This is a genomic window from Streptomyces laculatispora (assembly GCF_017353455.1).
GTDB lineage: Bacteria > Actinomycetota > Actinomycetes > Streptomycetales > Streptomycetaceae > Streptomyces > Streptomyces laculatispora.
This window is the reverse complement of record NZ_JAFMPZ010000339.1, coordinates 1-25,275: the sequence shown is the minus strand read 5'-3', so window position 1 is coordinate 25,275 and position 25,275 is coordinate 1. Positions and strand designations below refer to the sequence as shown.

General features: G+C 68.0%; 26 protein-coding genes and 3 pseudogenes. 15 read left to right on the top strand and 14 right to left on the bottom strand.

What is annotated here, in order from left to right:
- From J1C73_RS18350 to J1C73_RS18340, 3 genes are all read left to right on the top strand, one after another.
- Positions 1-777 (top strand): multicopper oxidase domain-containing protein (locus tag J1C73_RS18350; RefSeq protein ID WP_207317354.1); only part of this gene is annotated, 777 nt, incomplete at its 5' end.
- A gap of 221 nt (positions 778-998) precedes the next feature.
- Positions 999-2,000 (top strand): Acg family FMN-binding oxidoreductase, encoded by a 1,002-nt coding sequence (locus J1C73_RS18345; RefSeq protein ID WP_207317353.1) that lies wholly within the window; start codon positions 999-1,001, stop codon positions 1,998-2,000.
- Positions 2,001-2,060: 60 nt separating this feature from the next.
- Positions 2,061-2,936, top strand: coding sequence for a universal stress protein (locus tag J1C73_RS18340; RefSeq protein WP_207317352.1), 876 nt, complete (start codon positions 2,061-2,063; stop codon positions 2,934-2,936).
- A gap of 43 nt (positions 2,937-2,979) precedes the next feature.
- Here the strand turns inward: J1C73_RS18340 and J1C73_RS36055 are convergent, their stop codons facing one another.
- The 4 genes from J1C73_RS36055 to J1C73_RS18320 all read right to left on the bottom strand — a co-directional run bounded on the left by J1C73_RS36055 (position 2,980) and on the right by J1C73_RS18320 (position 4,361).
- The gene (locus J1C73_RS36055; RefSeq protein ID WP_372446701.1) at positions 2,980-3,180 is read right to left on the bottom strand and encodes a universal stress protein; all 201 of its coding nucleotides are present in this window, start codon (positions 3,178-3,180) and stop codon (positions 2,980-2,982) included.
- Complete coding sequence (locus J1C73_RS18330; protein ID WP_207317350.1) at positions 3,162-3,527, bottom strand: universal stress protein; 366 nt, start codon at positions 3,525-3,527, stop codon at positions 3,162-3,164. The genes J1C73_RS36055 and J1C73_RS18330 overlap by 19 nt, the downstream gene beginning before the upstream one ends.
- A gap of 87 nt (positions 3,528-3,614) precedes the next feature.
- Positions 3,615-3,818 carry a universal stress protein gene (locus J1C73_RS36050; protein ID WP_207317349.1) on the bottom strand — a complete coding sequence of 68 codons (204 nt, stop codon included), beginning with the start codon at positions 3,816-3,818 and terminating at the stop codon, positions 3,615-3,617.
- Positions 3,819-3,881: 63 nt separating this feature from the next.
- Complete coding sequence (locus J1C73_RS18320) at positions 3,882-4,361, bottom strand: Rv1733c family protein (protein WP_443732221.1); 480 nt, start codon at positions 4,359-4,361, stop codon at positions 3,882-3,884.
- Positions 4,362-5,653: 1,292 nt separating this feature from the next.
- On the opposite strand from J1C73_RS18320, the gene J1C73_RS18315 reads away from it, so the two are divergent.
- On the top strand, positions 5,654-8,098 hold the full coding sequence (locus tag J1C73_RS18315; RefSeq protein WP_207317347.1) for a phosphoketolase family protein: 2,445 nt from the start codon (positions 5,654-5,656) through the stop codon (positions 8,096-8,098).
- Complete coding sequence (locus J1C73_RS18310) at positions 8,095-8,745, top strand: CBS domain-containing protein (protein WP_207317346.1); 651 nt, start codon at positions 8,095-8,097, stop codon at positions 8,743-8,745. The genes J1C73_RS18315 and J1C73_RS18310 overlap by 4 nt, the downstream gene beginning before the upstream one ends.
- A 127-nt stretch (positions 8,746-8,872) precedes the next feature.
- Here J1C73_RS18310 and J1C73_RS18305 read toward each other — a convergent pair whose 3' ends face one another.
- Positions 8,873-9,121: a hypothetical protein gene (locus tag J1C73_RS18305; protein WP_207317345.1), complete on the bottom strand. Its 249-nt coding sequence runs from the start codon at positions 9,119-9,121 to the stop codon at positions 8,873-8,875.
- 141 nt (positions 9,122-9,262) lie between these two features.
- On the opposite strand from J1C73_RS18305, the gene J1C73_RS18300 reads away from it, so the two are divergent.
- Both J1C73_RS18300 and J1C73_RS18295 read left to right on the top strand, forming a co-directional pair.
- Positions 9,263-9,682: an MBL fold metallo-hydrolase gene (locus J1C73_RS18300; protein ID WP_207317344.1), complete on the top strand. Its 420-nt coding sequence runs from the start codon at positions 9,263-9,265 to the stop codon at positions 9,680-9,682.
- 25 nt (positions 9,683-9,707) lie between these two features.
- On the top strand, positions 9,708-10,379 hold the full coding sequence (locus J1C73_RS18295) for a CBS domain-containing protein (protein WP_207317343.1): 672 nt from the start codon (positions 9,708-9,710) through the stop codon (positions 10,377-10,379).
- Positions 10,380-10,498: 119 nt separating this feature from the next.
- Here J1C73_RS18295 and J1C73_RS18290 read toward each other — a convergent pair whose 3' ends face one another.
- Entirely contained in the window at positions 10,499-11,383 is an 885-nt protein-coding gene (locus J1C73_RS18290; RefSeq protein WP_207317342.1) for a universal stress protein, read from the bottom strand.
- A 309-nt stretch (positions 11,384-11,692) separates the two neighbouring features.
- Positions 11,693-12,514: pseudogene (locus J1C73_RS18285) on the bottom strand (helix-turn-helix domain-containing protein); the annotation flags it as partial.
- 417 nt (positions 12,515-12,931) lie between these two features.
- Between J1C73_RS18285 and J1C73_RS18280 the strand changes: the two are divergent.
- Positions 12,932-14,608 carry an ISAzo13 family transposase gene (locus tag J1C73_RS18280; RefSeq protein ID WP_207317357.1) on the top strand — a complete coding sequence of 559 codons (1,677 nt, stop codon included), beginning with the start codon at positions 12,932-12,934 and terminating at the stop codon, positions 14,606-14,608.
- A 397-nt stretch (positions 14,609-15,005) separates the two neighbouring features.
- Here J1C73_RS18280 and J1C73_RS18275 read toward each other — a convergent pair whose 3' ends face one another.
- Positions 15,006-15,689: a helix-turn-helix domain-containing protein gene (locus tag J1C73_RS18275; protein ID WP_207317340.1), complete on the bottom strand. Its 684-nt coding sequence runs from the start codon at positions 15,687-15,689 to the stop codon at positions 15,006-15,008.
- A 267-nt stretch (positions 15,690-15,956) separates the two neighbouring features.
- Between J1C73_RS18275 and J1C73_RS18270 the strand changes: the two genes are divergently transcribed.
- The 3 genes from J1C73_RS18270 to J1C73_RS18260 all read left to right on the top strand — a co-directional run bounded on the left by J1C73_RS18270 (position 15,957) and on the right by J1C73_RS18260 (position 17,450).
- A complete protein-coding gene (locus J1C73_RS18270; protein WP_207317339.1) occupies positions 15,957-16,244 on the top strand; it encodes a P-loop nucleotide/nucleoside kinase family protein in 288 nt (95 codons plus the stop codon).
- 304 nt (positions 16,245-16,548) lie between these two features.
- Positions 16,549-17,040 (top strand): universal stress protein, encoded by a 492-nt coding sequence (locus J1C73_RS18265; protein ID WP_207317338.1) that lies wholly within the window; start codon positions 16,549-16,551, stop codon positions 17,038-17,040.
- Positions 17,041-17,078: 38 nt separating this feature from the next.
- Positions 17,079-17,450, top strand: a complete 372-nt coding sequence (locus tag J1C73_RS18260; RefSeq protein ID WP_242644346.1) for a universal stress protein — start codon at positions 17,079-17,081, stop codon at positions 17,448-17,450.
- Between the two features lie 43 nt (positions 17,451-17,493).
- On the opposite strand, the gene J1C73_RS18255 is transcribed toward J1C73_RS18260, so the two are convergent.
- From J1C73_RS18255 to J1C73_RS18245, 5 genes and pseudogenes are all read right to left on the bottom strand, one after another.
- Complete coding sequence (locus J1C73_RS18255) at positions 17,494-17,772, bottom strand: DUF1876 domain-containing protein (protein ID WP_207317336.1); 279 nt, start codon at positions 17,770-17,772, stop codon at positions 17,494-17,496.
- Between the two features lie 26 nt (positions 17,773-17,798).
- Positions 17,799-18,053: a universal stress protein gene (locus J1C73_RS35770; RefSeq protein WP_307797723.1), complete on the bottom strand. Its 255-nt coding sequence runs from the start codon at positions 18,051-18,053 to the stop codon at positions 17,799-17,801.
- A complete protein-coding gene (locus J1C73_RS35765) occupies positions 17,953-18,561 on the bottom strand; it encodes a universal stress protein (protein WP_372446702.1) in 609 nt (202 codons plus the stop codon). The genes J1C73_RS35770 and J1C73_RS35765 overlap by 101 nt, the downstream gene beginning before the upstream one ends.
- 91 nt (positions 18,562-18,652) lie before the next feature.
- A pseudogene (locus tag J1C73_RS36045) lies at positions 18,653-18,712 on the bottom strand (hypothetical protein); the annotation flags it as partial.
- A gap of 42 nt (positions 18,713-18,754) precedes the next feature.
- On the bottom strand, positions 18,755-19,741 hold the full coding sequence (locus J1C73_RS18245; protein WP_307797720.1) for an Acg family FMN-binding oxidoreductase: 987 nt from the start codon (positions 19,739-19,741) through the stop codon (positions 18,755-18,757).
- Positions 19,742-19,972: 231 nt separating this feature from the next.
- Between J1C73_RS18245 and J1C73_RS18240 the strand changes: the two genes are divergently transcribed.
- From J1C73_RS18240 to J1C73_RS18225, 4 genes and pseudogenes are all read left to right on the top strand, one after another.
- The gene (locus J1C73_RS18240) at positions 19,973-20,650 is read left to right on the top strand and encodes a CBS domain-containing protein (RefSeq protein WP_207317335.1); all 678 of its coding nucleotides are present in this window, start codon (positions 19,973-19,975) and stop codon (positions 20,648-20,650) included.
- Positions 20,647-21,510 (top strand): universal stress protein, encoded by an 864-nt coding sequence (locus J1C73_RS18235; RefSeq protein ID WP_207317334.1) that lies wholly within the window; start codon positions 20,647-20,649, stop codon positions 21,508-21,510. Before J1C73_RS18240 ends, J1C73_RS18235 begins: the two co-directional genes overlap by 4 nt.
- A 175-nt stretch (positions 21,511-21,685) precedes the next feature.
- Positions 21,686-22,591 (top strand): annotated as a pseudogene (locus J1C73_RS18230) (alcohol dehydrogenase catalytic domain-containing protein).
- Between the two features lie 99 nt (positions 22,592-22,690).
- Complete coding sequence (locus J1C73_RS18225; RefSeq protein WP_307797721.1) at positions 22,691-24,406, top strand: sensor histidine kinase; 1,716 nt, start codon at positions 22,691-22,693, stop codon at positions 24,404-24,406.
- A gap of 14 nt (positions 24,407-24,420) precedes the next feature.
- Here the strand turns inward: J1C73_RS18225 and J1C73_RS18220 are convergent, their stop codons facing one another.
- Positions 24,421-25,125 carry a response regulator gene (locus J1C73_RS18220; RefSeq protein ID WP_207317333.1) on the bottom strand — a complete coding sequence of 235 codons (705 nt, stop codon included), beginning with the start codon at positions 25,123-25,125 and terminating at the stop codon, positions 24,421-24,423.
- Between the last annotated feature and the right edge of the window lie 150 nt (positions 25,126-25,275).

Here is a 25,275-nt window from a genome sequence, read left to right as displayed (position 1 = left end):
CTGTACGGGCGCAGGAAGGAAGCCGCCCTCCCCTTTTGCCAGATCGGCAGCGAGGGCGGCTTCCTTCCTGCGCCCGTACAGCGCGACCAGGTGCTCATCGCTCCCGCCGAGCGCGCCGACGTGATCGTCGATTTCACCTCCGTACCGGTCGGGACCGAGCTGTATCTGATCAACGAGGGCCCCGACAAAGCATTCCAAGGTGGGAAGGCGGGTACGGACTACTCCCCGGCGGACCCTGCCACCACCGGGCAAATCATGAAGCTCGTCGTCGAAGCACTCACCTCACCGGACACGACCGTGCCACCCTCGCAGCTGTCGCTTCCGCCGTTCGAACCGTTGGGCAAGGCGAGCCGTATCCGACGGCTTTCCCTCAGTGAGCAGAAGTCGTCGTCGCTGCCGCACGTCGGCCCCCGGCAAATGCTGCTCGGCACCATGGACCGAAACGGGGCCCCGGTGCCGATGCGCTGGGACGACCCCGTTACGGAGGATCCAACCCTGGGCACGACTGAGATCTGGGAGATTCACAACTTCACCAAGGACGCACACCCGATTCATGTCCACGAAGTCCAGTTCCAAGTCCTCGACCGGCAACAGGCCGGCCATGCCGCGCGGCCCGTCGAGCCATGGGAGAGCGGGTTCAAGGACACAGCGGTCGCCTACCCAGGTGTCGTGACGAGGCTGAAGGCGACGTTCGACCGGGCGGGCCGGTACGTCTGGCACTGTCACATGCTCGAACACGAAGACAACGAGATGATGCGGCCCTACACCGTCGGATGACGGCGTAGGAGGTTATGCCCCTTTCCCGCGTCTCGTAGTGCCTCCCTGGAACAAGCTCAGCCCGAGCCGGAGCCCGGCGGTTACGGGCCCTGATGGCTACCGAGCCACCGCCGCCGAGGAGCCGTCCGGGACCGAAACAAGGGACAAACGGCCCATACGCACCGGGCGGCGATCAGCTTCATGCTGAAGCCATCGCCCCGTCCCGCCCCGGGAGACCCACGATGCTCACCGAAGCACTCGACGACACCACACTGGCTGATCTTGTCGCCGATGCCACCGCCGCCCCGTCCATGCACAACGCCCAGCCCTGGCTCTTCCGCTACGGACGCTGCAGCCGCACCATCACGCTGCGGGCCGACTTCGAGCGAGCGATGCCGGAGGCAGACCCTTCCGGCCGTTCCCTTCACATCGGCTGCGGCGCGGCCCTGCTCAACCTGCGGGTGTCCGCCGCGCACCACGGCCTGGACGCGGCCACCGCACTGCTGCCCGAACCGTCGGACCCCGCCCTACTGGCTACCGTCCGTCTCGGCGTCCGCGCCGACGAGCCACGGGAACCCGCCGATGGAGTCCTCGCCGTTCTCCACCCGGCGATCAAGGACCGGCACACCAGCCGCTACCCGTTCAGCGGACAGCCGGTTCCCGATGGCGTCCGGGCACACCTCGCCGACGCGGCCCGTGCCGAAGGTGCGGACTTCGCGTTCCTGACTCCGATCCATCTAGAGACCGTTCTCGGACTGATCCGGGACGCCGAGGGGTACGACCGCGGGGACCCGGCGCGGGAGGCCGAGCAGCAGCGCTGGACGCGGAATACGAGGAGCGAGGCGCCCGTGGACGGGATCCCCGACTACGCCTTCGGCCCCCACGACGCCACCGAACGAGCCGCCACCCGCGACTTCGCCGGGACCCGGGTCGTCCCGGGCCGGGCCCGTGTCCTGTTCGAGAGCCGGCCTCAACTGGCTCTGCTCAGCACCCCGGGCGACCACGCCACAGACTGGCTGCGCGCGGGTCAGGCTCTGGAACGCGTTCTGCTCACTGCCACACTCCACCAGGTGTCCACGTCGTTCGCAACACAGCCGCTCGAATGGCCGGACCTGCGCTGGGTCCTGCGCGACCCGGTCTTCGGCACGGGGCATCCACAGATGCTCATCCGTCTCGGGTACGGGCCGAACGGGCCGTGTACACCGCGACGTCCCCTCAACGACGTCCTGACCATCGAGCCGTAGAAACCCGGATCGTGTGAATCGCAACAGGAGGCCATTCGAGCAGGAAAGGCGGTGGGGGCCATGCAGCTCCCGATAGTCGTCGGCGTGGACGGATCAGAGGGCAGTCTCCGGGCCCTGGACTGGGGCGCGGCGGAAGCGGCTCGCTCACGACTCCTCCTGCGCGTCGTCCATGCGTCGTTGTGGGAGCACTACGAAGGCATGCGTCCCACATTCGACACCGGGCGTCCGGCCGAGCAGGTCCTCGCCGAGCATCTCGTCGCGTCGGCGCAAGAACGTGTGCGCCGGCTCCACGCGGAGGTGAAGGTGATCGCCGACGTACAACCCGAGGATCCGGTGAGCGCACTGGTTCACGAGAGCCACGAGGCAGCCCTGGTCGTCCTCGGCTCCCGGGGCCGCGGCCGGATCGCCGGGATGCTCCTGGGGTCCGTGAGCCTCGCCGTCGCGGGCCGGTCCCACTGCCCGGTCGTCGTAATCCCGGCAGCCGCACCAGACGCGCAGCCGAAGCCGGGCCGCGTCGTCGTCGGCATCGGTGACGCACCTGGGCCGTCGGAGGCCGCCCGTTTCGCACTCGCCCAGGCGGCGTCGCGCCGGGGCGAACTGATCGCCGTACGCGCCTGGCGCTGCCCCGCCCACGAGACCGCGGACCATCCGCTCCTCGCCGGTTCCCCGGCCGCCGCGCACCGTCAGCAGGCCTCGGATCATCTCGAAGAAGTCCTGGCCGTACTGGAACGGACCGGGTCCGAAACCAATGTCCACCAGTCCGTGGTACAGGGACCGGTGCACCAGGTACTCATCGAGGAGGCCGAGGGAGCGGAGCTTCTGGTCGTCGGAGCACGCCGTGCTGGTGGACACCACGGTCCGCACCTCGGTCCGGTGAACCACGCGGTGTTGCATTACGCGTCCTGCCCCGTCGCCGTCGTCCCGGACACCCGCTGAGCGCTCGAGCACGGCACCGGTCCGCAAACGGGTGACCGAGTGGTCATGGATGGGGTCCGAGAACGACCGGGCAGTGCGCGTGGTGCAGAACCGCGTGCGTCACGTGGCCCAGCGGAGAGCCGATGGAGTGGGAACGCCGACGGAACCCGATGACGATCACGTCGGCGCCGGCGGTCGCTGCCACCAGCGCCTCGGAGACGGACCCGGCCCGAACGACGTGTTCGCTCACCGTGAGGTCCGGCATATCCTTGCGCACCGGCGCGACGAGCCGGGCAGTCGCAGTCGCCTGGTCTCGGCGAGCCGGTCCACGCCATCGAACATCGTCGCCATGCTGCCGACGTTCTCAGGGAACACCCATGCGCTGAGCACCCGGAGCGAGGCGCCTTCCCGCGCGGCCAGAGCGGCGGCAACGCGCAGTGTCTCCTCGTCACGCTCGTCCCGTGCCGCAGCCAGCACGACACCTTTCGGCTCTTGGTCATCACCGCTCGGCACGACAACGACCGGGACGTGGGAGTGCGCGGCCAGACGGAGCGAGTCGGAACCGACCAGCAGGGACGCGAATCCGCCGCGTCCACGGGATCCCACGGCCATCGTGGCATCTGGACCGGCTTCGCCGAGCAGGCATGCCGCTGGCTCGTCCTTGCACACGTACGTCGTCACTGGGACGACCGGAGCGAGTCAGCGTGCGAGTGCTGCAGCCTGTTCCAGCACGCTTTCCGCGAAGCCGCCGACCTGTCGGCTGTCCTCCTGGGACAGGTAAGGTCTGCCGTGACCCGTCGCAGTCGCGTACACGATCCGCAGCGGCCGACCGCGCGCAGCCGCCTCGCCCGCGGCCCACCGCGCCGCCCGCGTCGCATGGTCGGAGCCATCGGTGCCGACCACGACCGGTCACGCTTGATCGGGTGCTGTCCATGGTCTCTCCTCGGAGCTATGTGTTCCGATCCGCTAGCGATTTCTGAACTGCTCGGGCAGCTCGGCCTCGACCTCGTCCCACTCCTTCTCCCATCCCTTGCATCTGATGCTGTCCACCAGCTTCGTGAAGACCTTCCACCCGTCGGTGCACAGCGCCGTCGCCACCACGAAAGTCACTGCTGCCGCCATCCACGCGGACGCAACGGCCTCGCTGGCTGTCGCGGGTCCCCGGCTGGTGACCGCACCTTGAGCGGTGATCCAGACCGGGACCGTGGTGCCGGCCGGGCTACCCGCCCAGACGCTGAACATCGCTGTCCGCACATGACCGTCGTGCTGCGTCCACCGGACGGGGGCGCGCACCATTGACTGTGCTCTGGCATCCACCGTGGGGCCGCCGGCGTCGGAAACGAGCCATGCCTCGACCCTCGTCGTAGCGGAGAGTGTGGCAGCCCGGCGGATCTCGGCGTCGTGCACCGCGCGGCCGGTGGTCGCCGATGCAAGAGGTGCAGCCAGGAGGAAGAGCAGGACCAGGATCGCCCTGCCCCAGCGCTGCGGTTGTAGCCTTCGGCGTCGCGGATCAGGTCCAGCACGTTCCGCAGGTGCTGCTCGGCCGGGAAGGTCAGGGCGGCACCTTCGCGATGGGCAGCCTGTCCAAGTGCTTCCCGAAGATACGACGGTATCTCCTGGTCAGCGAAGGGATAGCGGCTGGTGTGGCGATCGCGGATTGCCGTGTGGAGATCGCCGAGTCCTGTTCCTACCGGGGCGGGTTCCGGTGGTATCGGATCGAGTCGCACGGTCGCCAGGAGATGCGGGGCGCCGGGGTCGGGGAGCAGTGTCGTCATCGGCTGCCAGCCCTGGCGTGTCACAGCGACGCGCAGGTTGAGCAAGGCAGCCCCGCAGCCCACGTGCAGTCCCCGTGTGGTGGGGTCCGTATGGGGCATGGCGCGGTCCAGATCGGCGAAGAGGGTGAAAGTGCGGCTGTGTGGCGCGAAGCGGAAGCGCCATGGCTGTGCGTTGTGCATAGAGGGTGCGGCGATGGCGTCGAAGACAAGGCCGGTAACCGTGCGTGCGTGGTTGCTGAAGACACGGGACTCTCTGCCAATTCTGTCGTCATCCCTTCGTCCGGCCGTCGGCTCGACCGGATCCGCCCGTCTTCCAGTCTCGCGCTGTTCCGGGCGTCCCGCCCGCGAATGGCGGCTCGCGGGTTCCCTCTCCCATGGAGTCCGGGGTTGTTCGTGTCGCACATCCTGGCAGGCGCAGCCACTCTTGAACTGTGTTCGCAGCGCGCCTAAGGGGGTGGTGCGCCCCTGACCGGGGTTCCAGTTCGTCCTTGTCCCAGGGCACGGAGAGGACACGGAGGAGGCGAAGAGCGCATCGTGAAGCTAGTCATCACCGTCGGCCTGGACCGGGCACCGGAATCTCTGCGTGCGGTCCGGGAAGCGGTTCTGCGGGGCGCGGCCCTGCACTTGCTGTGCGCCTGGGTATTGTTCTCCAACTCCGCGAACCTGGTCGAAATTGCCCAGATGGACCTCTCCGAGACACTGCACCCTTGGTGTGAGGGAAGGCGCCCGTGTGAGCGTGGACGAGGGCGTACGGCCAGAGAGCCCAGCGCGCGCAATGGTACGGGGAGCCCTCGGGGCCGGATTCCTCGTCGTGAGCCGCCAGCAGGAGTCGCTTCCGCCCCGGCCGCGGATCGGTCCGGCGCTTCGAGAAGCCCTACACCACGCGTCATACGTGAGCCGCCGCAGGCCCGATGAGCGTGCTTCGTCCACCGCAGGAAATCACGCAGGATGCAGAGGAGTGCCATGCACAACGCGGAAACGGCGGACCAAGTCACGATCGTCAACGCCGACGAGCTGGCGGCCCTGGACGCGCACTGGCGTGCCGCGAACTATCTGGCCGTCGGCCAGATCTACCTCATGGACAATCCGCTGCTCAACGAACCACTGCGCCCGGACCACATCAAGCCCCGCCTACTCGGCCACTGGGGCACCTCGCCGGGCCTGAACCTGGTCCATACCCATCTCAACCGTGTCGTCAAAGCGCGGGCGCAGAAGGTGCTGTGTGTCTGGGGGCCGGGGCACGGAGGCCCTGCGGTACTGGCCAATTCCTGGCTGGAGGGCAGCTATTCCGAGACGTACCCGGATATAGGCCGGGACGCGGAGGGCATGGCCCGTCTCTTCCGGCAGTTCTCCTTTCCTGGCGGTGTGCCCAGCCATGTGGCGCCCGAGACGCCGGGCTCGATCCACGAGGGAGGTGAACTCGGCTACGCCCTCTCCCACGCCTACGGCGCCGCCTTCGACAACCCTGATCTGCTGGTCGCGTGTGTGATCGGCGACGGGGAGGCGGAGACCGGGCCGCTGGCGGCGTCGTGGCACTCCAACAAGTTCCTCGATCCTGTGCACGACGGTGCGGTGCTGCCGATCCTCCACCTCAACGGCTACAAGATCGCGAACCCGGCCGTGCTCGCCCGTATTCCCGAGGCGGAGCTGGACGAGCTGCTGCATGGCTACGGTCACGACGTGCTCCATGTCAGCGGTGACGACCCGGCTGTGGTACACCGCGCTATGGCCGCCGCCATGGACACGGCGCTGACCCGCATCGCACTGATTCAAAAGGCCGCCCGGGAAGGAGATGCCACGGAACGGCCGAGCTGGCCGATGATCGTCCTGCGCACGCCCAAGGGCTGGACCGGGCCAGCCACCGTGGACGGACTTCCGGTCGAGGGCACCTGGCGTGCCCACCAGGTACCGCTGGCCGGCGTACGGGAGAACCCCGAGCACCTGCGGCAGCTGGAGGCGTGGCTGCGCTCGTACCGGCCCGGGGACCTCTTCGACGAAGGCCGCCCCACCCCGCAGGTCCTCGCCTGCGTCCCCGAGGGCACCTACCGGCTCGGTTCCACACCGCACGCCAACGGGGGGCTTCTCCTGCACGAGCTGCCCATGCCCCCGCTGGAACGGTTCGCGGTCGGCGTGGACGCTCCCGGCATGGCCGTGCACGAGCCCACCCGGGTCCTGGGCGAGCTGCTGGAAGCCGTCATGGACGCCACCCGGGAACGTCGGGACTTCCGGGTCGTCGGACCCGACGAGACGGCATCCAACCGGCTTCAGGATCTGTATCGGGCCACGGGGAAGGCGTGGCAGGCGAGAGTCGATGAGGTCGACGAGAACCTCGACCGGCACGGCCGTGTCATGGAGATACTGTCCGAGCACACCTGCCAGGGGTGGCTGGAGGGCTATCTCCTCACCGGCCGGCACGGCTTCTTTTCGTGTTACGAAGCCTTCACGCACATCGTGGATTCGATGGTCAACCAGCACATCAAGTGGCTGAAGGTCTCCCGCGGACTGCCGTGGCGCCATCCGATCGCCTCGCTGAACTATCTGCTCACCTCGCATGTGTGGCGCCAGGACCACAACGGCTTCTCCCACCAGGACCCCGGCTTCGTTGACCATGTCCTCAACAAGGCACCGGAGGTGGTACGCGTCTATCTACCTCCGGACACCAACACCCTGCTCTGCGTCGCCGATCATGTGCTGCGCAGCCGTGACTACGTCAACGTGATCGTCGCGGGCAAGCAGCCCTGCTTCGACTGGCTCACCCTCGACGAGGCGCGCACCCACTGTGCCCGCGGTGCGGGAGTCTGGTCCTGGGCGGGGACCGAGCGGGAGGGCGGGGAACCCGATGTGGTGCTCGCCTGTGCGGGAGACGTCCCGACCCAGGAGGTCCTGGCCGCCGCGCAGTTGCTCCGCCACCATCTGCCCCGGCTCGCAGTCAGGGTGGTCAACGTGGTCGACCTGGCACGCCTGCTGCCGGATTCGAAGCATCCCCATGGGCTGTCCGACAGCCAGTACGACGCACTGTTCACCCGGGACAGGCCGGTGATCTTCGCGTACCACGGGTATCCCTGGCTGATCCATCGGCTTGCCTACCGCCGCGTCGGCCATACGCACCTGCATGTACGCGGCTATGAGGAGTCGGGCACCACGACGACGCCCTTCGACATGGTGGTCCGCAACAACATGGACCGCTACCGGCTGGTCATGGATGTCATCGACCGAGTTCCGGGGCTCGCGGTCCGTGCTGCGGAGACCCGGCAGGCGATGGAGGACGTCCGGCTGAAACATCACGCCTGGATCCGCGCGTACGGAACCGATATCCCAGAGGTGGCCGAGTGGGCCTGGGAGCCCGGCTCTCCTCCTACCGATCCGGCGCGGACCGACGCGTCCGGGCATCCGCGGAGGTCACCATGACCGTTTCCCCGCACTCGGTGCGCGATGTCATGACCCACACCGCAGTTACCGTCGGCCGCAACTCCGGTTACAAGAGAATCGTGGAGCTGATGGAACGGTCGGAGGTCAGCGCCGTCCCCGTACTCGAAGGAGAGGGCAGGGTCGTCGGTATCGTCTCGGAGGCGGACCTCCTCCTCAAGGAGGAGCAACGCGACGACGATCCCGCAGGATCGGTGGAACCGTCCACCGAGCGAGCCAAGGCCAGCGGCGTGACTGCCGAGGATCTCATGTCCAGCCCTGCCGTCACGGTGCACGCGGACGCGACGATTGCCGAGGCCGCCAGGATCATGGCACGGCGACAGGTCAAGAGACTGCCCGTGGTCGATCAGGTAGGAATGTTGGAAGGGGTGGTGAGCCGCACCGACCTGCTCAAGGTGTTCCTTCGGCCGGACGAGGAGATCGCCGGCGAGATCCACGACACGGTCCTCGCCGAGATACCCGCCGCAGCCGGTGTGAACGCCTCGGTAACGGACGGCGTCGTCACACTCGGCGGCAGCCTCCAGGAACGGTCGCTGATCCCGCTGCTGGCCAGGGCCGTACGTGCGGTGGAGGGAACGGTCGACATCCGGGTGGACCTCAGCGCCCATCCGACGCGGAACGACGGGTAGAACGGATACACGCCCTGACCTGGAGCGCGTCGCCCATCGAGCAGCCGGTCAGGGTACTTCCCCGGCGGATCCGTGCCCTCGGCGTGCGGGTTTCTCGGCTCTCCGGCCGGCGGAGTGCCGAGCGAGTTCACGATACGGCGGCCGGTGATACGTCGGGGCGAGACGGCCACCCAGAGCGGACGTTTGCCCCCGCCCAGGCCAGGCCGCGTGCCTTCGGTTCAACCTCACGGATCGCGTCGGGGTCGGCGATCCGGTGTACCTGCCCGACTACCAGAATGCTCCAGCCCTGGCTGAAGGTGTCGTCGATAGGGTCCAGGACGATTTTCATCGCGACGTGCCGGGTGGCGCGGGAGCAGACGTCGTGCGCCTCCTCCATCCGGTCCAGTTCGAACGGTCACTTTCAGCCTCTCGTGGTCAGGGGATCGGGCATCCGGGGCCGGCCGGTCCCACATGCCCGATCGGGGACCGGCCAGGACACTGGAGGGAAGAACACCTGTCGCGAGGAGGAGGCCAAGACATGGCAAAGCCATCCACGCGCCTGACACCCGCCGAACGGGTGCGGCCGTCGCTTCTGTCCTTTCTCGGCGGGGTTGGCACGGTCACCGGCAGTAAGTTCCTGGTCGAGGGCGAACATTCGCGTTTGCTGGACTGCAGGCTGTTCCAGGGCCTTGCGGATCTGCGCCGCCATAACTGGCGTCCACTGCCCTGCGACGCCCGGGACATCCACGCCGTGGCGGTGACCCGCGCCCATCTGGACCACTGCGGCTATCTCCCTCGGGCCGTCCGGAACGGCTTCCGGGGTCCCATTCTGACCAGCGCCTATATGGCCCGGCTGGCGGAGATCGTGCTGCGCGACAGTGCGCGGCTCCGACTGAGGCGGCCCAGCATGCCCATGAGCACGTCTGGTCCAAGCATCGTCCCGGGGAAGCCGTCCTGATCCGGTGACCCAGGAGGAGGTACTGATGCCCCGCAGTCCGTATACCGTCGGCAAGGTGATGACTACGCCCGTTGTCGCCGTTCAGGCGGGGGCCGGGTTCAAGGAGATCGCCGACACCCTGAAGAGGTGGCAGGTCACAGCCATGCCGGTGCTGGACGGTGAACGTCGCGTCATCGGTGTGGTGTCCGAGGCGGACCTTCTGGCCAAGGAGGAGTTCCACGACAGGCCACCCGGAATGATCGATCAGATGCGGGGTCTCGACCGGACGGCCAAGGCCGGCGCGATCGTCGCCGGTGACCTCATGAGCGCGCCGGCACTCACCGTGCACGCCGAGGCCACCCTGCCCCAGGCGGCGCGCATCATGGCCCACAACAGGGTCAAACGACTGCCAGTGGTCGACGGCGACGGTGTTCTGAGAGGGGTGGTCAGCCGTTCCGACCTCCTGAAGGTTTTCCTCCGCACGGACGACGACATCGCCGACGAGGTACGCCGGGAGGTGATCGATCGGGTTTTCCCCGTCTCCCACCGGGGTGTGCAGGTCACGGTCGGCGAAGGAGTCGTCACACTCACCGGCACCGTCCCCGAGAGGGACCTCATTCCTCTGGCCCAACGCCTCGCACACACCGTCGAAGGTGTGGTCGCCGTGGAATGCGTCCTCGGCGTGCCCCCCTACGGCTCCGGAGCACCGGTAATTTAGGCCCCGACCTTCGAATCCCCCGAATGCCGATTCCGCCACGACCACGGGCAGTTCCATCCTCCTCACGTCTCGCGCGGAGCCGGTCCGGTCACTGGCGGGGCCGAGTGGGTACCGCCTGCTCACAGGTGGGGGACAACCGCGACGGGCGCGGTGGAGTGATGCAGCACGGCGTGGGTGACCGACCCGATACGGCCGCCGAACGACGAGTGTCGGATACGCCGGCCGACGACCAGCAGAGAGGCGTCACGGGCCGCGGCCACGAGGTGGTCCACTGCCCTGCCGTGGCGGGATTCCTCCACGAGATCCAATGTCGGGTGCTTCTGCCGCCACGGCAGCAGTGCCTCCGTGAGGGCGGCGGCCTCGCTTTCACCGAGTTCGGCGCCCGTCAGGAGACCGGACGGCAGCCCGTAGGAGTAGTAGGGCGGCAGATTCCACGCATGGACGACGCGCAGCGCCGTGTCACGGCGCAGGGCCTCGTCGACGGCGAACTCGATCAGCGCGTCATCGGGGGTGTTGGCGTCGAGGCCGAGGAGCACGGGCCGGTACGGTGTCCCGTCCAAATCCTGCGTGAGCTCGTTCTGGCCCTGCTCGGAGACCCGGAACAGGACGACGGGCAGCTCGGCTCGGGCGACGACCGCCTGTCCCACCGAGCCGACCAGGAAGCCGCCGAGTCCGCTCAGCCCTCGCGAGCCCAGAACGAGCAGGTCAGCACCCTCTGCTGCCTGAGGAAGCACCTCTCCGGGCCGTCCGGTGAGCTGCTCCATGACGACTTCGAGGTCAGGGTGGCTCTGCCACAGCGCCTCAGCCGTGTCCCAGGGGACACGCTCCGACAAGTGACGCTGGGTCTCTTCGCCCATGAGAGGCGCCCGGCCGAGGGGCACCGGTTCCCAGACGTTCACGAGCTTCAGCGGCAGCCCGCGCAGGCCCGCCTCCCTGGCAGCCCAGTGCGCGGCGGCCAGACTCTCCCGGGAGCCGTCGAGACCGACAACGACCGTGCGGGGCATGAGACACACCTTCCGAAGCGGTGGGCTGAGCAACCGACTCCCCTCCAGCATGAACGCAAGGACGCGATTGGGCGCGGTGCCACAGATCCCGGTGACGGACCGGCCGCCCCCTGACGGGGGGGGGAGCCCCCCGTAGGGAGCCCCATTGGCTACGCCGGCGTCGCGTCGCTGCCCGGGTTGTGACCCTGTCCGGCCTGATCCCTGACGGCGCACTCGTCCCGCTTGCGACGCCGCTGGCCCGGGCGGTCGAAGACGTGGTGAATTCGTGGAGCGAACTCACCGCGAAGATGGAGCCCTGACGACGACCGCCAGGACCTCGCTGTAGGCGAGGCGGGAGTGGTCGTCAACCGCGGAGTGGACGTAGCTGACACCGATCACTGGCTTGCGGCTCTTGCGCAGGTCGGTGGTGGCCTGCCGATTTTGGTTGCCGGTTGGTCTGCCGACCGTGCGCCACCCACCGCCGTCAGGGATGTTGCCGAGCTTCTTGATGTCGACGTGCACCAGTTCGCCTGGCCGGTCTCGTTCGTAGCGGCGGATCGGCTCGCCGATCGGGCGGTCCAGCCAGGCGAGCCGGTTCAGGCCATGACGGGTCAGGATCCGGTGCACCGTCGAGGCCGGCAGTCCGAGGATCGGGCCGACGCGGGCCGGGCCGAGCTTGCGGTCCTGCCGCAGATCACCAACAGCGGCCTCCGTCTCGGGAGCCGTGCGGTGCGGAGTCGTGCACGGTCGGCTCGAGCGGTCGAACAACCCCGGATCGCCCTCCGCACGCCACCGCCGCACCCACCTGTGGGCCGCCGCCCGCGAGAGTCCCATCTCAGCGGCCACATGCGCGACCGGACGCCGGTCACCGAGGTGTTCGATCACGAACTCCCGCACGTCGTCACGGACTTCGTCAGCGTCCCAGTCGCACGTGTTGAGCAGTCGCTGCAGGCGGTCCGGCCGGTCATGCCCCGCACGCTCGGCGACCGTCCAGGCGTTCTTCCGCTCCAGCGAGGACACCAGCCCACGCATATAGGCCAACGCCGACTCCCGGGGCTCCGCGCGCTGAAAACGGTGCACGAACCGCTCATGCACCTCCTCCAGCCCCGCTACCCACCGCCACACGTCACCAACATCGAGATCCCCACCCATGACCGGAACAACGACCACGACGACACACCGTCACGCCAAACGCGGTTGCAGTACTAGCGATGAACGAGACGTACGCGTTCATCGAGGCGGAGAAGACCACCCACGGCGTCGCTTTCCTGTGCCGGTTGTTGAACGTGGCCCCCTCCTCTTTCTACGCCTGACACGCGGCGGCGAAGATTCGCGCCGTACGGCAGGCCGCCGACGAGGCCCTGCCCCACGAGATCACCGTCATCCACGTCGCATCTCGCCGCACATAAGGTGTCCCGCGCATCCACGCCGGGCTGCGGCGTCTGAGCCAGGCAGTGAACCGCAAACGCGTCGCCTGTATCCAAGGCCGGGTAGTTAGGGCCTGCGGAGAATCAAGTCGTTGCTTCCCGCCTTGAGCCTCGTTGATGTGGTACGGGGAGTTCGGAGGAGATCGAGGAGGCGTTGGCCGCGAAGTTTCAGGCGCTGTTCCCGCACCTGGACGAGCGTCAGCGTCGGCTGGCCATAGGAGCGGAGGCTCGCTCGCTGGGCCATGGCGGGATCCGGCTGGTGGCCCGGGCCGCTGACGTCCGTGAGGGCACCGTGTCGCGTGGGGTGGCTGAACTGGAGTCGGGCGAAGCCCCGTTGGGACGGGTGCGCCGGGAGGGCGGCGGCCGCAAGCGTGCGGTGGACCTAGACCCGGGCCTGCGGCCCGCGCTGCTGGCCCTGGTCGAGCCGGACATGCGGGGTGATCCGATGTCGCCGCTGCGCTGGACGACGAAGTCGACCCGTCACCTGGCCGCCGAGCTGACCGGGCAGGGACACCGTGTGTCGGCGGAGACTGTGGCCGACCTGCTGCGGGAGGAGGGCTTCAGTCTGCAGGGCAACGCCAAGACCATCGAGGGCAGGCAACACCCGGACCGAGACGCCCAGTTCCGTTACATCAACGAACGCGCCAAGGACTACCAGGCTGGCGGGGACCCGGTGGTCAGCGTGGACACCAAGAAGAAGGAGCTGGTCGGCAACTACAAGAACGCCGGCCACGAGTGGCAGCGCGAGGGCGAACCGACCCGGGTGCACACTCACGACTTCCCGGACCGCGAGCTGGGCAAGGCGATCCCGTACGGAATCTACGACCTGACCGCAAACACCGGCTGGGTCAGCGTGGGCACCGACCACGACACCGCCGCCTTCGCCGTCGAATCCGTCCGCCGCTGGTGGAACAGCCAAGGACGCGGCGCCTATCCGCACTCCCGGCGGCTTCTGATCACCGCGGACGCGGGCGGCTCGAACGGCTACCGCACCCGCGCCTGGAAGAGCGAACTCGCCGCCCTGGCCGTGGAAACCGGCCTGGAACTCACCGCCTGTCACTTTCCGCCAGGTACTTCAAAATGGAACAGAATCGAGCACCGGCTGTTCTCCCACATCACGACGAACTGGCGCGGCAGGCCGCTGACCAGCCACGAAGTCATCGTGAACAGTATCGCCGCGACCACCACGCGCACCGGGCTTACCGTGCACGCTGAACTCGACACCGGCGCCTACGAGACCGGAGTCCGCATCGGTGACCGGCAGATGGACGCGCTGCCCCTGCACAGCCACGACTGGCACGGCGACTGGAACTACACGCTGCAGCCCCAGGAGCACTGCCGGGACGGGATCCCGCCGCTCCCGCCCCAGAACCAGCCCGGCCACGGCCGGGAGTGGCTCGCTCATCCGGCCCTGACCGGCATCCAGCCGGATCAGTGGGACCAGCTGATCGCCGAACTCGCAGCGGCCCGCGAGACCCAGCGGGAGGAAGTCCTGCAGCAGCGACGCGGCGGCGACCGGCAGAAGGTGCCCGCAGCCGGCCTCTATACCGGCCGGCGCCCCGGCCTCAGCCTCGTCGACCGGCTTCTGGCCACCCTCCTCCACGAACGTCACGGGCTCCCGCAAGTGACGATCGCCCCGCTCTTCGGAGTAGTACCCCAGAGCCTCAACCGGGTCATCAGCCAGACCCGACATCTTCTCCACGAAGTCGACTACACCATCGAACCCACCGAGACACGGCTGGCCACCCTCGACGATCTCACCGACCTCGCCGCACACCTCGACATCCCCACCCCAGAGATCAACACGGCGAGTTATTGATCCGCAGGCCCTAAGCGATTTCGCTGGTCATGCGAAGGGAGTTGGGTTCTATACTGTGGCGGCATAGAACCCGGGGCCGAGTTTGTGGATGAGGCCGGTCGCGGCCCATCTGGAGAGCTGTCGATACATGGTCTCCATGGCGATATCGCCGAAATGCGAGGCGACATCACAGGTACGCCAGAGGCGGCCGAGGTCCTTCTCGAGCAGGGCCAGGATTCGGTGGCGGCGGCGCTCTGCAAGGGCGGTGTGCCGCGTCCCAGGAGACAGCGGGAAGCTTGGGGCGAGATTCCGGAGGCTCAAGGACGTTTATGCGGAGACCGGTGATGGTGCGAGTGATGTCGGGTCTTCCATCCTCGTGGCGGGTGCTGTAGCGGGACATCGATTGCCCCGGCTGGGCTTACGCGGTGTCGATTCGGCGGCCCGTAGTACGGACGGGCGCGATCGATACCCACAAGCGGCGGTCGCCACCCGCCCATGGCGTGGTATGGGCGTGCTGGTCCAGGTCCTGGGCTGCCTTGCTACCGGTGACGGCCCGCGCGGTCCCGACCACGTTGACACTCCAGCCCTTACTCATCGCTTCGTCGATGTGATCGACCTCGATAGCGACCTCTTGGCCGACGGCCTCTGCGATTACCGTATCGGGAGTGGTGCGGTACGCGATTTCGCCGTCGACCACAACGTAATTGACCGGAACTACGGCCGGCCCATCCGGGGTGGAGACGGCCACTCTGCCGACACCGTGGGTCGAGAGCAGTTCGCTGCATTCCTCGCTGCTCAGAACCCTCAGCTCCGGACGGTAGGCAGCTTGCCCTGTGCCGGGGGGCAACTCCGTATCGCTTCCGGTCAGTGCATCGACCGTTGTCTCCAGTGCGTCAGCAAGACTCAGCATGGCCCCGACGCCTGGGGTCGCCCGCCGTTCCTCGACACACTCGACGTAGCCGGCTACGGACCCTGCCCGTTCGGCCACCGCGTCCCGGCTCAGTCCCAACTGCTCCCGGCGTGCCATGACGCGTCTGCCGAGATCGCCTCGCGGCACGTGGGCGGCCTGACGACGCGATGATTCCCTTGGGTAATCCGCCATGGTGCATACACATCCTTCGAGCTGCGGCGCGGGCCCTTGTACATGTCACACTGCTCGCCCGTTGTGGGGCGACGCATGGGCCGATCGGTTCCAGGCACAGGGCTGACAGGCCCGAAGTCGAGCAAGTGGGCTGGGCGGTCCTGCGCATCTGGCGCGACACACGCACTATGGACACTGGTCAACGGCTCCCGCGCTCTCGCAATGGGTGCCCGCCGCTGTATGCACGAGTTGGTGATGTCGTCGAATTCGGTAGAGAAATCCAGCGGTATGGACACCCGGCAGCCCGCTGAGGTCACCGAGACGCTTCACACCCCCGCGTGGACACGGCGCACGTACGAGGATCTGATCGACCGCGCCTTGGCGCTGTTGTCCGCCGGAGAATCCGTGGTGGTCGACGCGACCTGGAACCTCGGTGCGTGGCGGAGTGCCGCCACCGAAGCCGCGCGACGCCACGACGCCGACCTGGTCTGCGTGCGCTGCGAGGTCCCACCCGATGTCGCGCGAAGCGTCTCGCCGCCCGCTCGCCGGGCCCGTCCGACGCCGGTCCCATGGTGAGCGATGCGATGGAGGCGGCGGCGGAACCCTGGCCGGAGGCCGTCACGGTGGACACCAGTGGGGCCTTGACGGTCGCCGTCGAGCGGGCGGTCGCGGCGGTGTGTCCTGACGGCACCGAGCGTACGGGAGTCTCCAGGCGGCCGTTCATGGCGCCTGACGCCCCACCGGGAGACCGCACACCACCTGGGCCTTTCGGCCCCCTAGGCGGCCCCGACGGCCCTCGCCGTGCCTTAACCAGCCTTGGCACCGTAGGGACAGGGGAGGTGACCGACTCTCAGTGATTATCTGGCCAGGAGGCACAACCATGAGCGGGAGTGCGACGGACAGCGGCACGACGGACGGAACGTTCGATGCGGGGACAGCTCCACCAGTGGTGGTCGGGACCGACGGTTCGGACCATGCCACACGGGCGGTGCTCTGGGCCGCCGACGAGGCTGTTTCGCGGAGCCGACCACTGATCATCGTTTATGCGATCGAAGGCCTGCAAGCTCCGTACCTCGACGTCGACAGCATGGACGTCACCCTCCGTGCAGGGCGCGAAGCTCTCGACATGGCGGCGGCACGCGTGGGGCGGGAGCACACGGGCGTTCACGTCTCCACGGTGCTGAGCCGTGATGAGGCGCCGGAGAGTCTGCTGGAGGCCGCGGGCGATCACGGGACCATCGTGGTGGGCTCCCGTGGGCTGGGCGGATTCTCCGCCCTGCTCTTCGGCTCGGTCGGGCTCGTACCGCCGCGCGTGCGAAGGGCCCGGTGGTCGTGGTGCGTCGGGTCGCGGAGGACGCCGACCGTGTCGTGACAGTCGCTGTCCGGGACGACAGAGACAGAAGCGCTCTGATGTACGCGGCACGGACCGCGCGGCTCCACGACGCGTCTCTGCGAGTGGTCGGCGTCTGGGTGTTCTACCAGAACGTGGGGTCCATGGCGACGGTGTTCAAGGACACCAGTAGGTTGGCCGAGGCGGAAAGCAAGGCCACGTCGCGCATGGTCAACCCTGTCCGGAGGGAGTTCCCGGACCTCAAGGTCACCGTGGAAACCGTCCGGGCGGGCTCTGTCGCCGGAGCCCTGCTGGAGGCGGCCACGGACACGGAGCTGCTCGTGACGGGAACCCGCAACCCCGCCCACCGCATCGGTCATCCGCTGGGTCAGGTCACGCACGCGGTCCTGCACCACGCACCGTGCCCGGTGGCCGTGATACCGCGCGGCTGACGCCACCAGGACGCATCCGCCGTCACAACAGAGGGATCGGCAGTCACTGGGGCGGGTCGGCTGGCCCGGTCAAGTCCACGATGTCGTCCGAGGCGACATCGTGGAGACGCACTGCGAGGTCCCCCAGCGCACGGCTCACGGCCAGTTCGTCGCCGATCTCGGGGACCGGCCGGTCGATCGGATTCCGGCGTGCGACCCCTCGGCCCACCACGTGTGCGGTGTCGTCGCGACAGGAGTCCGGAGTGGTCAGAACCGCACTAGCCCGGGTCTCGTCGCCATCCTCGGTAAGGGAAATCTGCGCAGTCCACTGCTTGGCTTTCATGATTTCTCCCTTCGGCGCAGCTCTTTTCACGTTACTTCCTGCTGTTCTGGATGCGCACAGTCCGACCATTCCGGGACGACCGCCACGGGGCAGGGGGCATGGTGCAGCATCGCGTGATTGACGCGGCCGAGTTGCAGCCCGATGGCAGCATGCCGACGCTGGGCACCCACGACCAGCAGATCAGCGCCAGCCGCCTCCTTCAGGAGCATCTGGTGCGCGGTGCCTGCGACGACCTTGCGCTCTACGTACGCCTCTGGATAATCGCCGGTGACGGCTCCCAGGACCCGGTCTACGGCCTCTTCCGCCTGCTGGCGGTGCGCGCTCTCTCGCCTGATCTCCCCCGAGGAACGCGTAGGGCATGTTCTCGTACGTTGGGTAGCTCCAGGCACGCACCGCGACGATTTCACAACCTCTGGACCGCGCCTGCCCGAAGGCAAAGTGTGCGGCGACCGTGCTCCCGGTGGTCGCCCCGATACCGAGGCCGATCCGACCGTGCGCGGGCGGCCCGGCCGGCACCTCACCCCGCGTCACGACAACCGGACAGTGTGCACGTGCCGCGACGGTCAGACTCACGGATCCCAGCAGCATGTCCGCGATCGGACCGTGTCCACGAGGTCCGAGTACGAGAAGAGCGGCCTCGGTGCACTCCTCCAGGAGCGCCGCCACCGGCTCGTCCGGTCGCACATCGGCAGAGACCTCGACGCCCGCCGCGAGCCGGGGCACTCGCTCCTTTGCCATGGCGACGAAGTTCTCGGCGAAGACCTGTTCGGAGGGGCGGTCCGCCGAGATGCTCGGCTGAACCCCTTCGTAGTGCTCCCACAGGGAGGCATGGACAATTTCGCAGAGGCCGGCCGTACCGTTCCGCCTCTGCTGCCGCCCAGTCGACCGCCTGAAGACTCCCTTGTGAACCGTCCACTCCCACCACCACGGGCAGCTTCATGCCTTCCACCACCTTCTCCCTCGAAGATGTGATCACCGGCCGTCAGTCTTCGACCCTCAGTACGTCTGCTACGGGGCGGCGCGGTGTTTTCGGCCCCGCCGGGCCGTATCCCAGCCGCACCACCATCTGGACCTGCCCAGTGCCCGAGAGCGGGTCGCGCAGCACCCAACGCAGATCGGGCCATTCGAGCGCCTGAGTGGCGAAGGAGCTGCTCAGCCCGTGGAGCGTGGCAATGAGCAGGACGCGTTCCAGGGCCTGGCCCGCGTGCAGCCAGTCGGCCGCTTCATCCCCTACGGTGCTCAGCAGCGCCAGCTGGGGCCGGTCCTCGAAGTTCACCCGTGGACGGCCCTCCACCGGTGTGCGGCCGGCGAAGTCTCGTGCAGGAGCCGATCCGCCTCGCTTGAGCGGCCCGAAGGCAGACCTCGGTACACCGTCCACGGCTGCTTCGTCAGTGGTACTTCGTGTCCACTGTTCCGTCTCGGCTTCCCTGGCTGCGTCCATGTGCCCGTATCCCTCGGCATCGTTGATGAGGTCGAGCACGGTCTGCAGGTGGGGCCCGGTCGGGAGGGTCAGGGTCGCGCCCTCCTGGTGCGCAGCCTCACCGAGCGCCTGTCGGATTCCTTCCGGGATTCGCCGGTCGGTGAAGGGGGCTCGGCTCGTATGACGGTCGTGGATCGCCGGGTACAGAAGAGCAAGTCCGTCCGTCCGGTCATCGGGCTCGTCGAATCGTACGGTCGCCAGGAGCTCGGGGACGGCCGGGTCGGGAAGCAGGCGGGTGACTGGCCGTAGGCCGACATGGGACGCCGCCACCCGGAGGTTGAACAGGGCCGCACCGCAGCCGATGTGCAACCCGCGGGTAGTGGGATCGGAGTGCGGCATGGCGCGTGACAGGTCGGCGAAGAGGCTGAAGGTGCTGCTGCTTCGCGCATACGTGAAGCGCCAGGGCTGGGCGTTGTGCATGGACGGCGCGGCCGTCGCGTCAAGGACGAGGTGGGCCACGACCACCTCGTCCGGCGTGTGTGCGGACACCAGCTCCTCCAGGTGTGTGTGGGTTCCACCAGTCTCCGCCGGATGGAGCGGCTCATGGCAGGGGCCAGTAGGGCCTTGCCATGAGCCTCACGGCCCCATTCGGGTCCGCCCGGCGCGGGCCTCCCCGGCCGTCCGCGAGGGCCTGGGTGGCACCTGCCGCAGAACCTCAGTGAGCGCGCACTCTTGGTACGTGGCCGCGGTTCGGCGGTTGCGGTGAGAGGGAGTGAGGACATGTATCACCGCAGGATCAGTGAGCTCATGACCCGCGCTGTGGTGAGCGTGCGGATAGATACCCCGTTCAAGGAGATCGCCCGGACACTGATGGAAGAGAATGTCAGTGCCGTACCGGTGCTGGACAGTGCGGGCCGCCCGGTCGGGATCGTCTCGGAGGCGGATCTGCTGCGCAAGGCGGCCGACCGCTCCGACCTGTCCGGCAGGACACCGCTGCCGAACCTTGAGGCGTGGGAGCGTGCCAAGGCCGAGGGGCGCAACGCGGGAGAGGTCATGTCCGCCCCAGCGGTGTGCGCGCATCCGGAGTGGACGGTCGTGGAGGCTGCCCGGCTGATGAGCGTGCACAACGTCAAGCGTCTGCCCGTGGTCGATGAAACAGACACCCTGCTGGGCATTGTCAGCCGCACTGATCTGCTCCGGGTCTTTCTGCGGCAGGACCGAGCCATCCGCGAGGAGATCGTGCACGACGTCCTCACCACGACGCTGGGTTTCGCGCCGTCCGATGTCACCGTCGAGGTCAATGACGGCCAGGTGTTTCTGCGCGGCACGGTGGACGACAGCAGTCTGATCCCCATGCTGATACGGCTGTGCACCAGCGTGGACGGAGTCGTCTCGGTCTCCGAACGGCTGAGGCACCGGATGGACTCCGGCCATGTGCGGAACGGAGTGACGTCATGAATCCGGTCGTCACCGTGGGACTGGACGGCACCCCCGAGTCGCTGTCTGCCGCGCTCTGGGCCGCTCAGGAGGCATCGGCGCGCGGCGCGACGCTGCGGTTTCTGCACGCATGGGTGCTGCTCTCACCAGAAACGGGGTCGCAGCAGCCGGAGGGGGACCGCAACTACTGGCCCAAACGGATCGTGTCCGACGCATGCGACACAATCATGGAGCGCTTCCCCGACCTGCCGGTCTACGAGGACCTGGTCGCCACTGAGCCGGTGGACGCCCTGCTGGAAGCGGCCACAGAGTCACAGACGCTGGTCCTCGGTTCCCGCGCACTGAGTTCGCTGACCGGGTATTTCCTCGGCGACATCGGCATGCAGGTCCTTGCGCGGGCCGCGGTTCCGACGGTCCTCGTAAGGGCCAGGAAGGACGCGGCGCCGATCACGGAGGAAGGTGATGTGGTGCTGGGGCTGGGCCTGCGCCATCCGTGCGACAAACTCATCGAGTACGCCTTCGGCGCGGCGATCCGACGAGGCGCCACCCTGCGTGCAGTGCACGGCAGGAGCCTGCCGCCCTCGGCCTACAACCGGGGCGGACCCGCCCCCTACCTTTCACGCGAACTGACTCGCGAGGCGCAACAGGACCTCACCAGGACGCTGAGCCCTTGGCGCGACCGGTTCCCCGACGTGAGGGTCGTGGAGAGTGTCCGGATGGAGAGCCCGGGGCGCGCCGTCGTGCGCGACATCGCCGGTACCGGACTGCTCGTCGTCGGCCGCCGGGAGAAGCGTCCAGCGCTTTCCCCCCGTATCGGTCATGTGCTGTCGGCGGCCGTGCACCACGCTCCGTGTCCCGTTGCCGTAGTCCCCCACTGCTGACATTGCCGGAGATGCGCCCCAGGCCGAGTGATGTGTGCGATGGCCGGCCAGAGCGCGGAGCTTGCAGCACCAGTTCGCCGCAACAAGGCTCCCCGACCGGTCCAGTCCCCTCGACGCGAATCGTCCCGGTGCAGCACGACTCAACGCCCGCCACCACTGTCAGGAGGGACGCGCCATGAAGGCACAGGTCTTTCACGGACCCGGACAGGTCTCATGGGACGAGGTTCCGGATCCCGGTATCAAGGACGCGGCCGACGCGATCGTCCGCGTCGACGCCGTCACGATCTGCGGCACCGATCTGCACATCCTCAAGGAAAATGTCCCGGAAGTCGCGGCGGGGACGGTCCTGGGCCACGAAGCCGTGGGAGAGATCGTGGAGGTGGGCGGGGATGTGCGGTCCGTACGTCCCGGAGACCGGGTACTGGTCTCCTGCATCAGCGCATGCGGACGATGCAGCTACTGCAGGGAGTCCCGGTACGGCCAGTGTCTGGGGGCGGGGGCTGGGTGCTGGGGCACCTGATCGACGGAACCCAGGCCGATTACGTGCGCGTTCCGTTCGCGGACCTCTCCGTCCACCCCCTGCCCGCCGCTCTCGCCGACGAAGACGCGGTACTGCTCGCCGACATCTTCCCCACCGCGTACGAGGTGGGCGTGCTGAACGGGCGCGTCCGACCGGGCGACACCGTGGTCGACGGAGGACCCCGCGCAGTTGGTATCGGATCTGACCGAGGGGTACGGGGCTGATGCGGCCGTGGAGGCCGTGGGCATACCGGAGACCTTCGACCTGTGCACCCGCGTCATACGTCCGGACGGTCACATTGCCAATATCGGGGTGCACGGCAAACCAGCCCTGTTGCACCTGGAAGACCTGTGGATCAAGGATGTGAGGATTACGACGGGCCTGATGGACACCGCCTCGACCCCGATGCTGCTGCGGATGGCGACGGCAGACCGGCTGCCCACCGGCCGACCGGTCACGCACCGCTTCGGACTCGACCGGATGGCAGAGGCATACAGAGTGTTCGCGGGGTCCGCCGACAACGGGGCGCTGAAGGTCGTCCTGGAGAGGGCCATCACCTGAACAGGGCCGTTCCCGTCGGCTACGAAATGCCGCAACGCCGTCCGCCGCTACGGTGGAAAGAGGTAATCCTGCTCGGTGGGGCGCCCGACGGAGGACACGGTGACGGAGGACGGCGGACGTGCGGACAGCGCGCCAAGCGACCCGGACGCGCTGCCGCCGGAGTTGCGGGAGCGCCTGGCCGCCGTTGAGCGGGGCACCAGGGAATCGATGCGAAACCTGCTTGAGGCCGTGTTCTCGGTGAGCCGTGGGCTGGAGCTTCCCCAGGTGTTGCGGCACATCGTGGAAGCGGCGGCGGTGCTGGTCGACGCCGAGTACGGTGCGCTGGGCGTCGTCGGAGAGGACACGAAGCTCGCACGGTTCCTGACCACTGGCGTGAGCCAGGAGCGGGCCACCTCGATCGGGCGACTCCCGTCCGGGCAGGGAATCCTCGGTGAGCTCATCCGGCACCCTCAGTCCCTGCGCCTGTCGGAGCTTTCCGAGCAACCGGCGTCGTGCGGATTCCCGCCGGACCACCCGCCGATGCACTCGTTCCTCGGAGTGCCCATCAGGGTCGGTGAGGAGGTGTACGGCAACCTGTACCTCACCGAGAAACGGGGCGGCGCGGACTTCGACGACAAGGACGAGACCGTACTGCTGACGCTTGCCATGGCGGCGGGAACGGCCATCGAGAACGCGCGACTGTACGAGATGTCCCGGGACCGGCAGCGTTGGCTGAAGGCCAACGCGGAAATCATTTCCGGTCTGCTGTCGGGCTCGGGCGAGGACGAGGTCCTGAGCCTGGTGGTCGACCGCGCGCGCAGTATTCTTTCGGCAGATCTGGGCGCGCTGGCGTTGCCGGCAGAGAGCGGCGCGAGTCTGCGGGTGGCACTGGCCTCCGGCGTCGACGCGGAGTTGCACAACGGGCTGGTTCTGCCCCGTGAGGGCTCCTTCGTCGGCGCGGCGCTTCAGGCCGGTGAACCGATCATCAGCGTGGATGTGGCGCAGGATCCGCGCATCACCGCCGGTCCACCCAGGTGGAAGGGCCTGGAGTCCGCCATCGCGGTGCCCCTGATCACCGGCGACTCGGTGCGAGGTGTCCTGCTGCTGGCACGAAGCCGAGGACGGGAACCCTTCGCCCACTCCGGAACGGGCCCGCTCCTGGCCTTTGCCGGGCAGGCCGCGCTGGCCATGGAGCTGGCTGAGCGGCGACGTGCTGCCGAACAGCTCGCTCTGCTGGAGGACCGGGACCGTATCGCTCGTGACCTGCATGACCTCGCCATCCAGCGGCTTTTCGCGACGGGGATGACCCTGCAGAGCGCCGTACGGTTCGTCGATCACCCGGAGGCACGCGAGCGATTGCTGCGTGCCGTGGACGACCTGGACGAGACCATCAGGATCATCCGTTCGACGATCTTCGGACTCCGGACCCCGGTGACGGAACGTGCCCGCCAGGGGCTGCGGGCACGGATCATGACCGTGGTCGAACAGGCCGCACGAGCCATGGGGTTCACTCCCGCCGTACGAATGGAGGGCCTCATCGACACCGACGTACCGGCGGCGCCCTGCGACCAGGCCGTCGCCGTCCTGAGCGAAGCACTGAGTAATGTCGCGCGGCATGCGCACGCCGACGCCGCCGAGGTCTCTCTCGTGGTCCGTGGCGGTCGGCTGACCCTGACCGTCTCCGACAACGGCACCGGTATCGCACCGGAAAGCCCTCGCAGTGGGCTCGACAACCTCGCCCGGCGAGCAGCGAATCTCGGCGGTGAGCTGACCGTAGGGACACCCGAGCATGGGGGAACCCGGCTCGTGTGGACCGTGCCCCTCGTCCACGGCTGAGCCACCGAGAGGGGTCAGTGGTGTCCGTGCTCAGTGTGGGCGGGGTGTGAGGCGGCTTGGGTGGCAAGCACGGCCGCCTGCACACGCCGTGCGACGCCGAGCTTGGCCAGCAGACGCGAGATGTGGTTCTTGACGGTCTTCTCCGACAGGTAAAGACGCTTGCCGATCTCCTGATTGGTCAGTCCTTCCCCGATAAGGGCGAGGATCTCCCTCTCCCTCGGCGACAACTGGGACACCGCGTCCGCCTCGGGATCCGTGTCGTCCTGTTCGCCGCGCAGGCTGCTCATCAACCGGGTCGTGGTCGCCGGGTCGAGCATGGACTGTCCTGAGGCCACCGTCCTCACGGCCGCGACGAGGTCCGCACCCTTGATGTCCTTGAGTACGTAACCGGCGGCCCCGGCCATGATCGCGTCGATCAGCGCGTCGTCGTCGTCGAACGAGGTAAGCATCAGACACGCGAGCTCCGGCATAAGCGAGCGCAGCTCCCGGCAGACCGTGATCCCGTCGCCGTCCGGCAGCCGGACGTCGAGCACGGCCACGTCCGGATGCAGCGCCGGACCCCGGGCGAGAGCGTGATCGACCGTGGCCGCGTCGCCCACGATGTCGATGTCGGGCTCCGCGTCGAGCAGATCGCGCAATCCGCGCCGGACGACCTCGTGATCGTCGAGGAGGAAGACCCTGATCGGGCTCTGCGGTGAGAACCGCCGTACGTCACCCATGCCTCTCCTAGGACGCTCTTGGACCGGCAACCGGCCCTCTCCCCCTTCATCGTCGCCCCAGTCGGGCAGGCGGGCCAGTGCCGGACGGCCCGCCCTGCCCGAACCGGTCGGCCCGCCGGCTCTCCTCTAAGCTTAAGATTTAACCTTTGC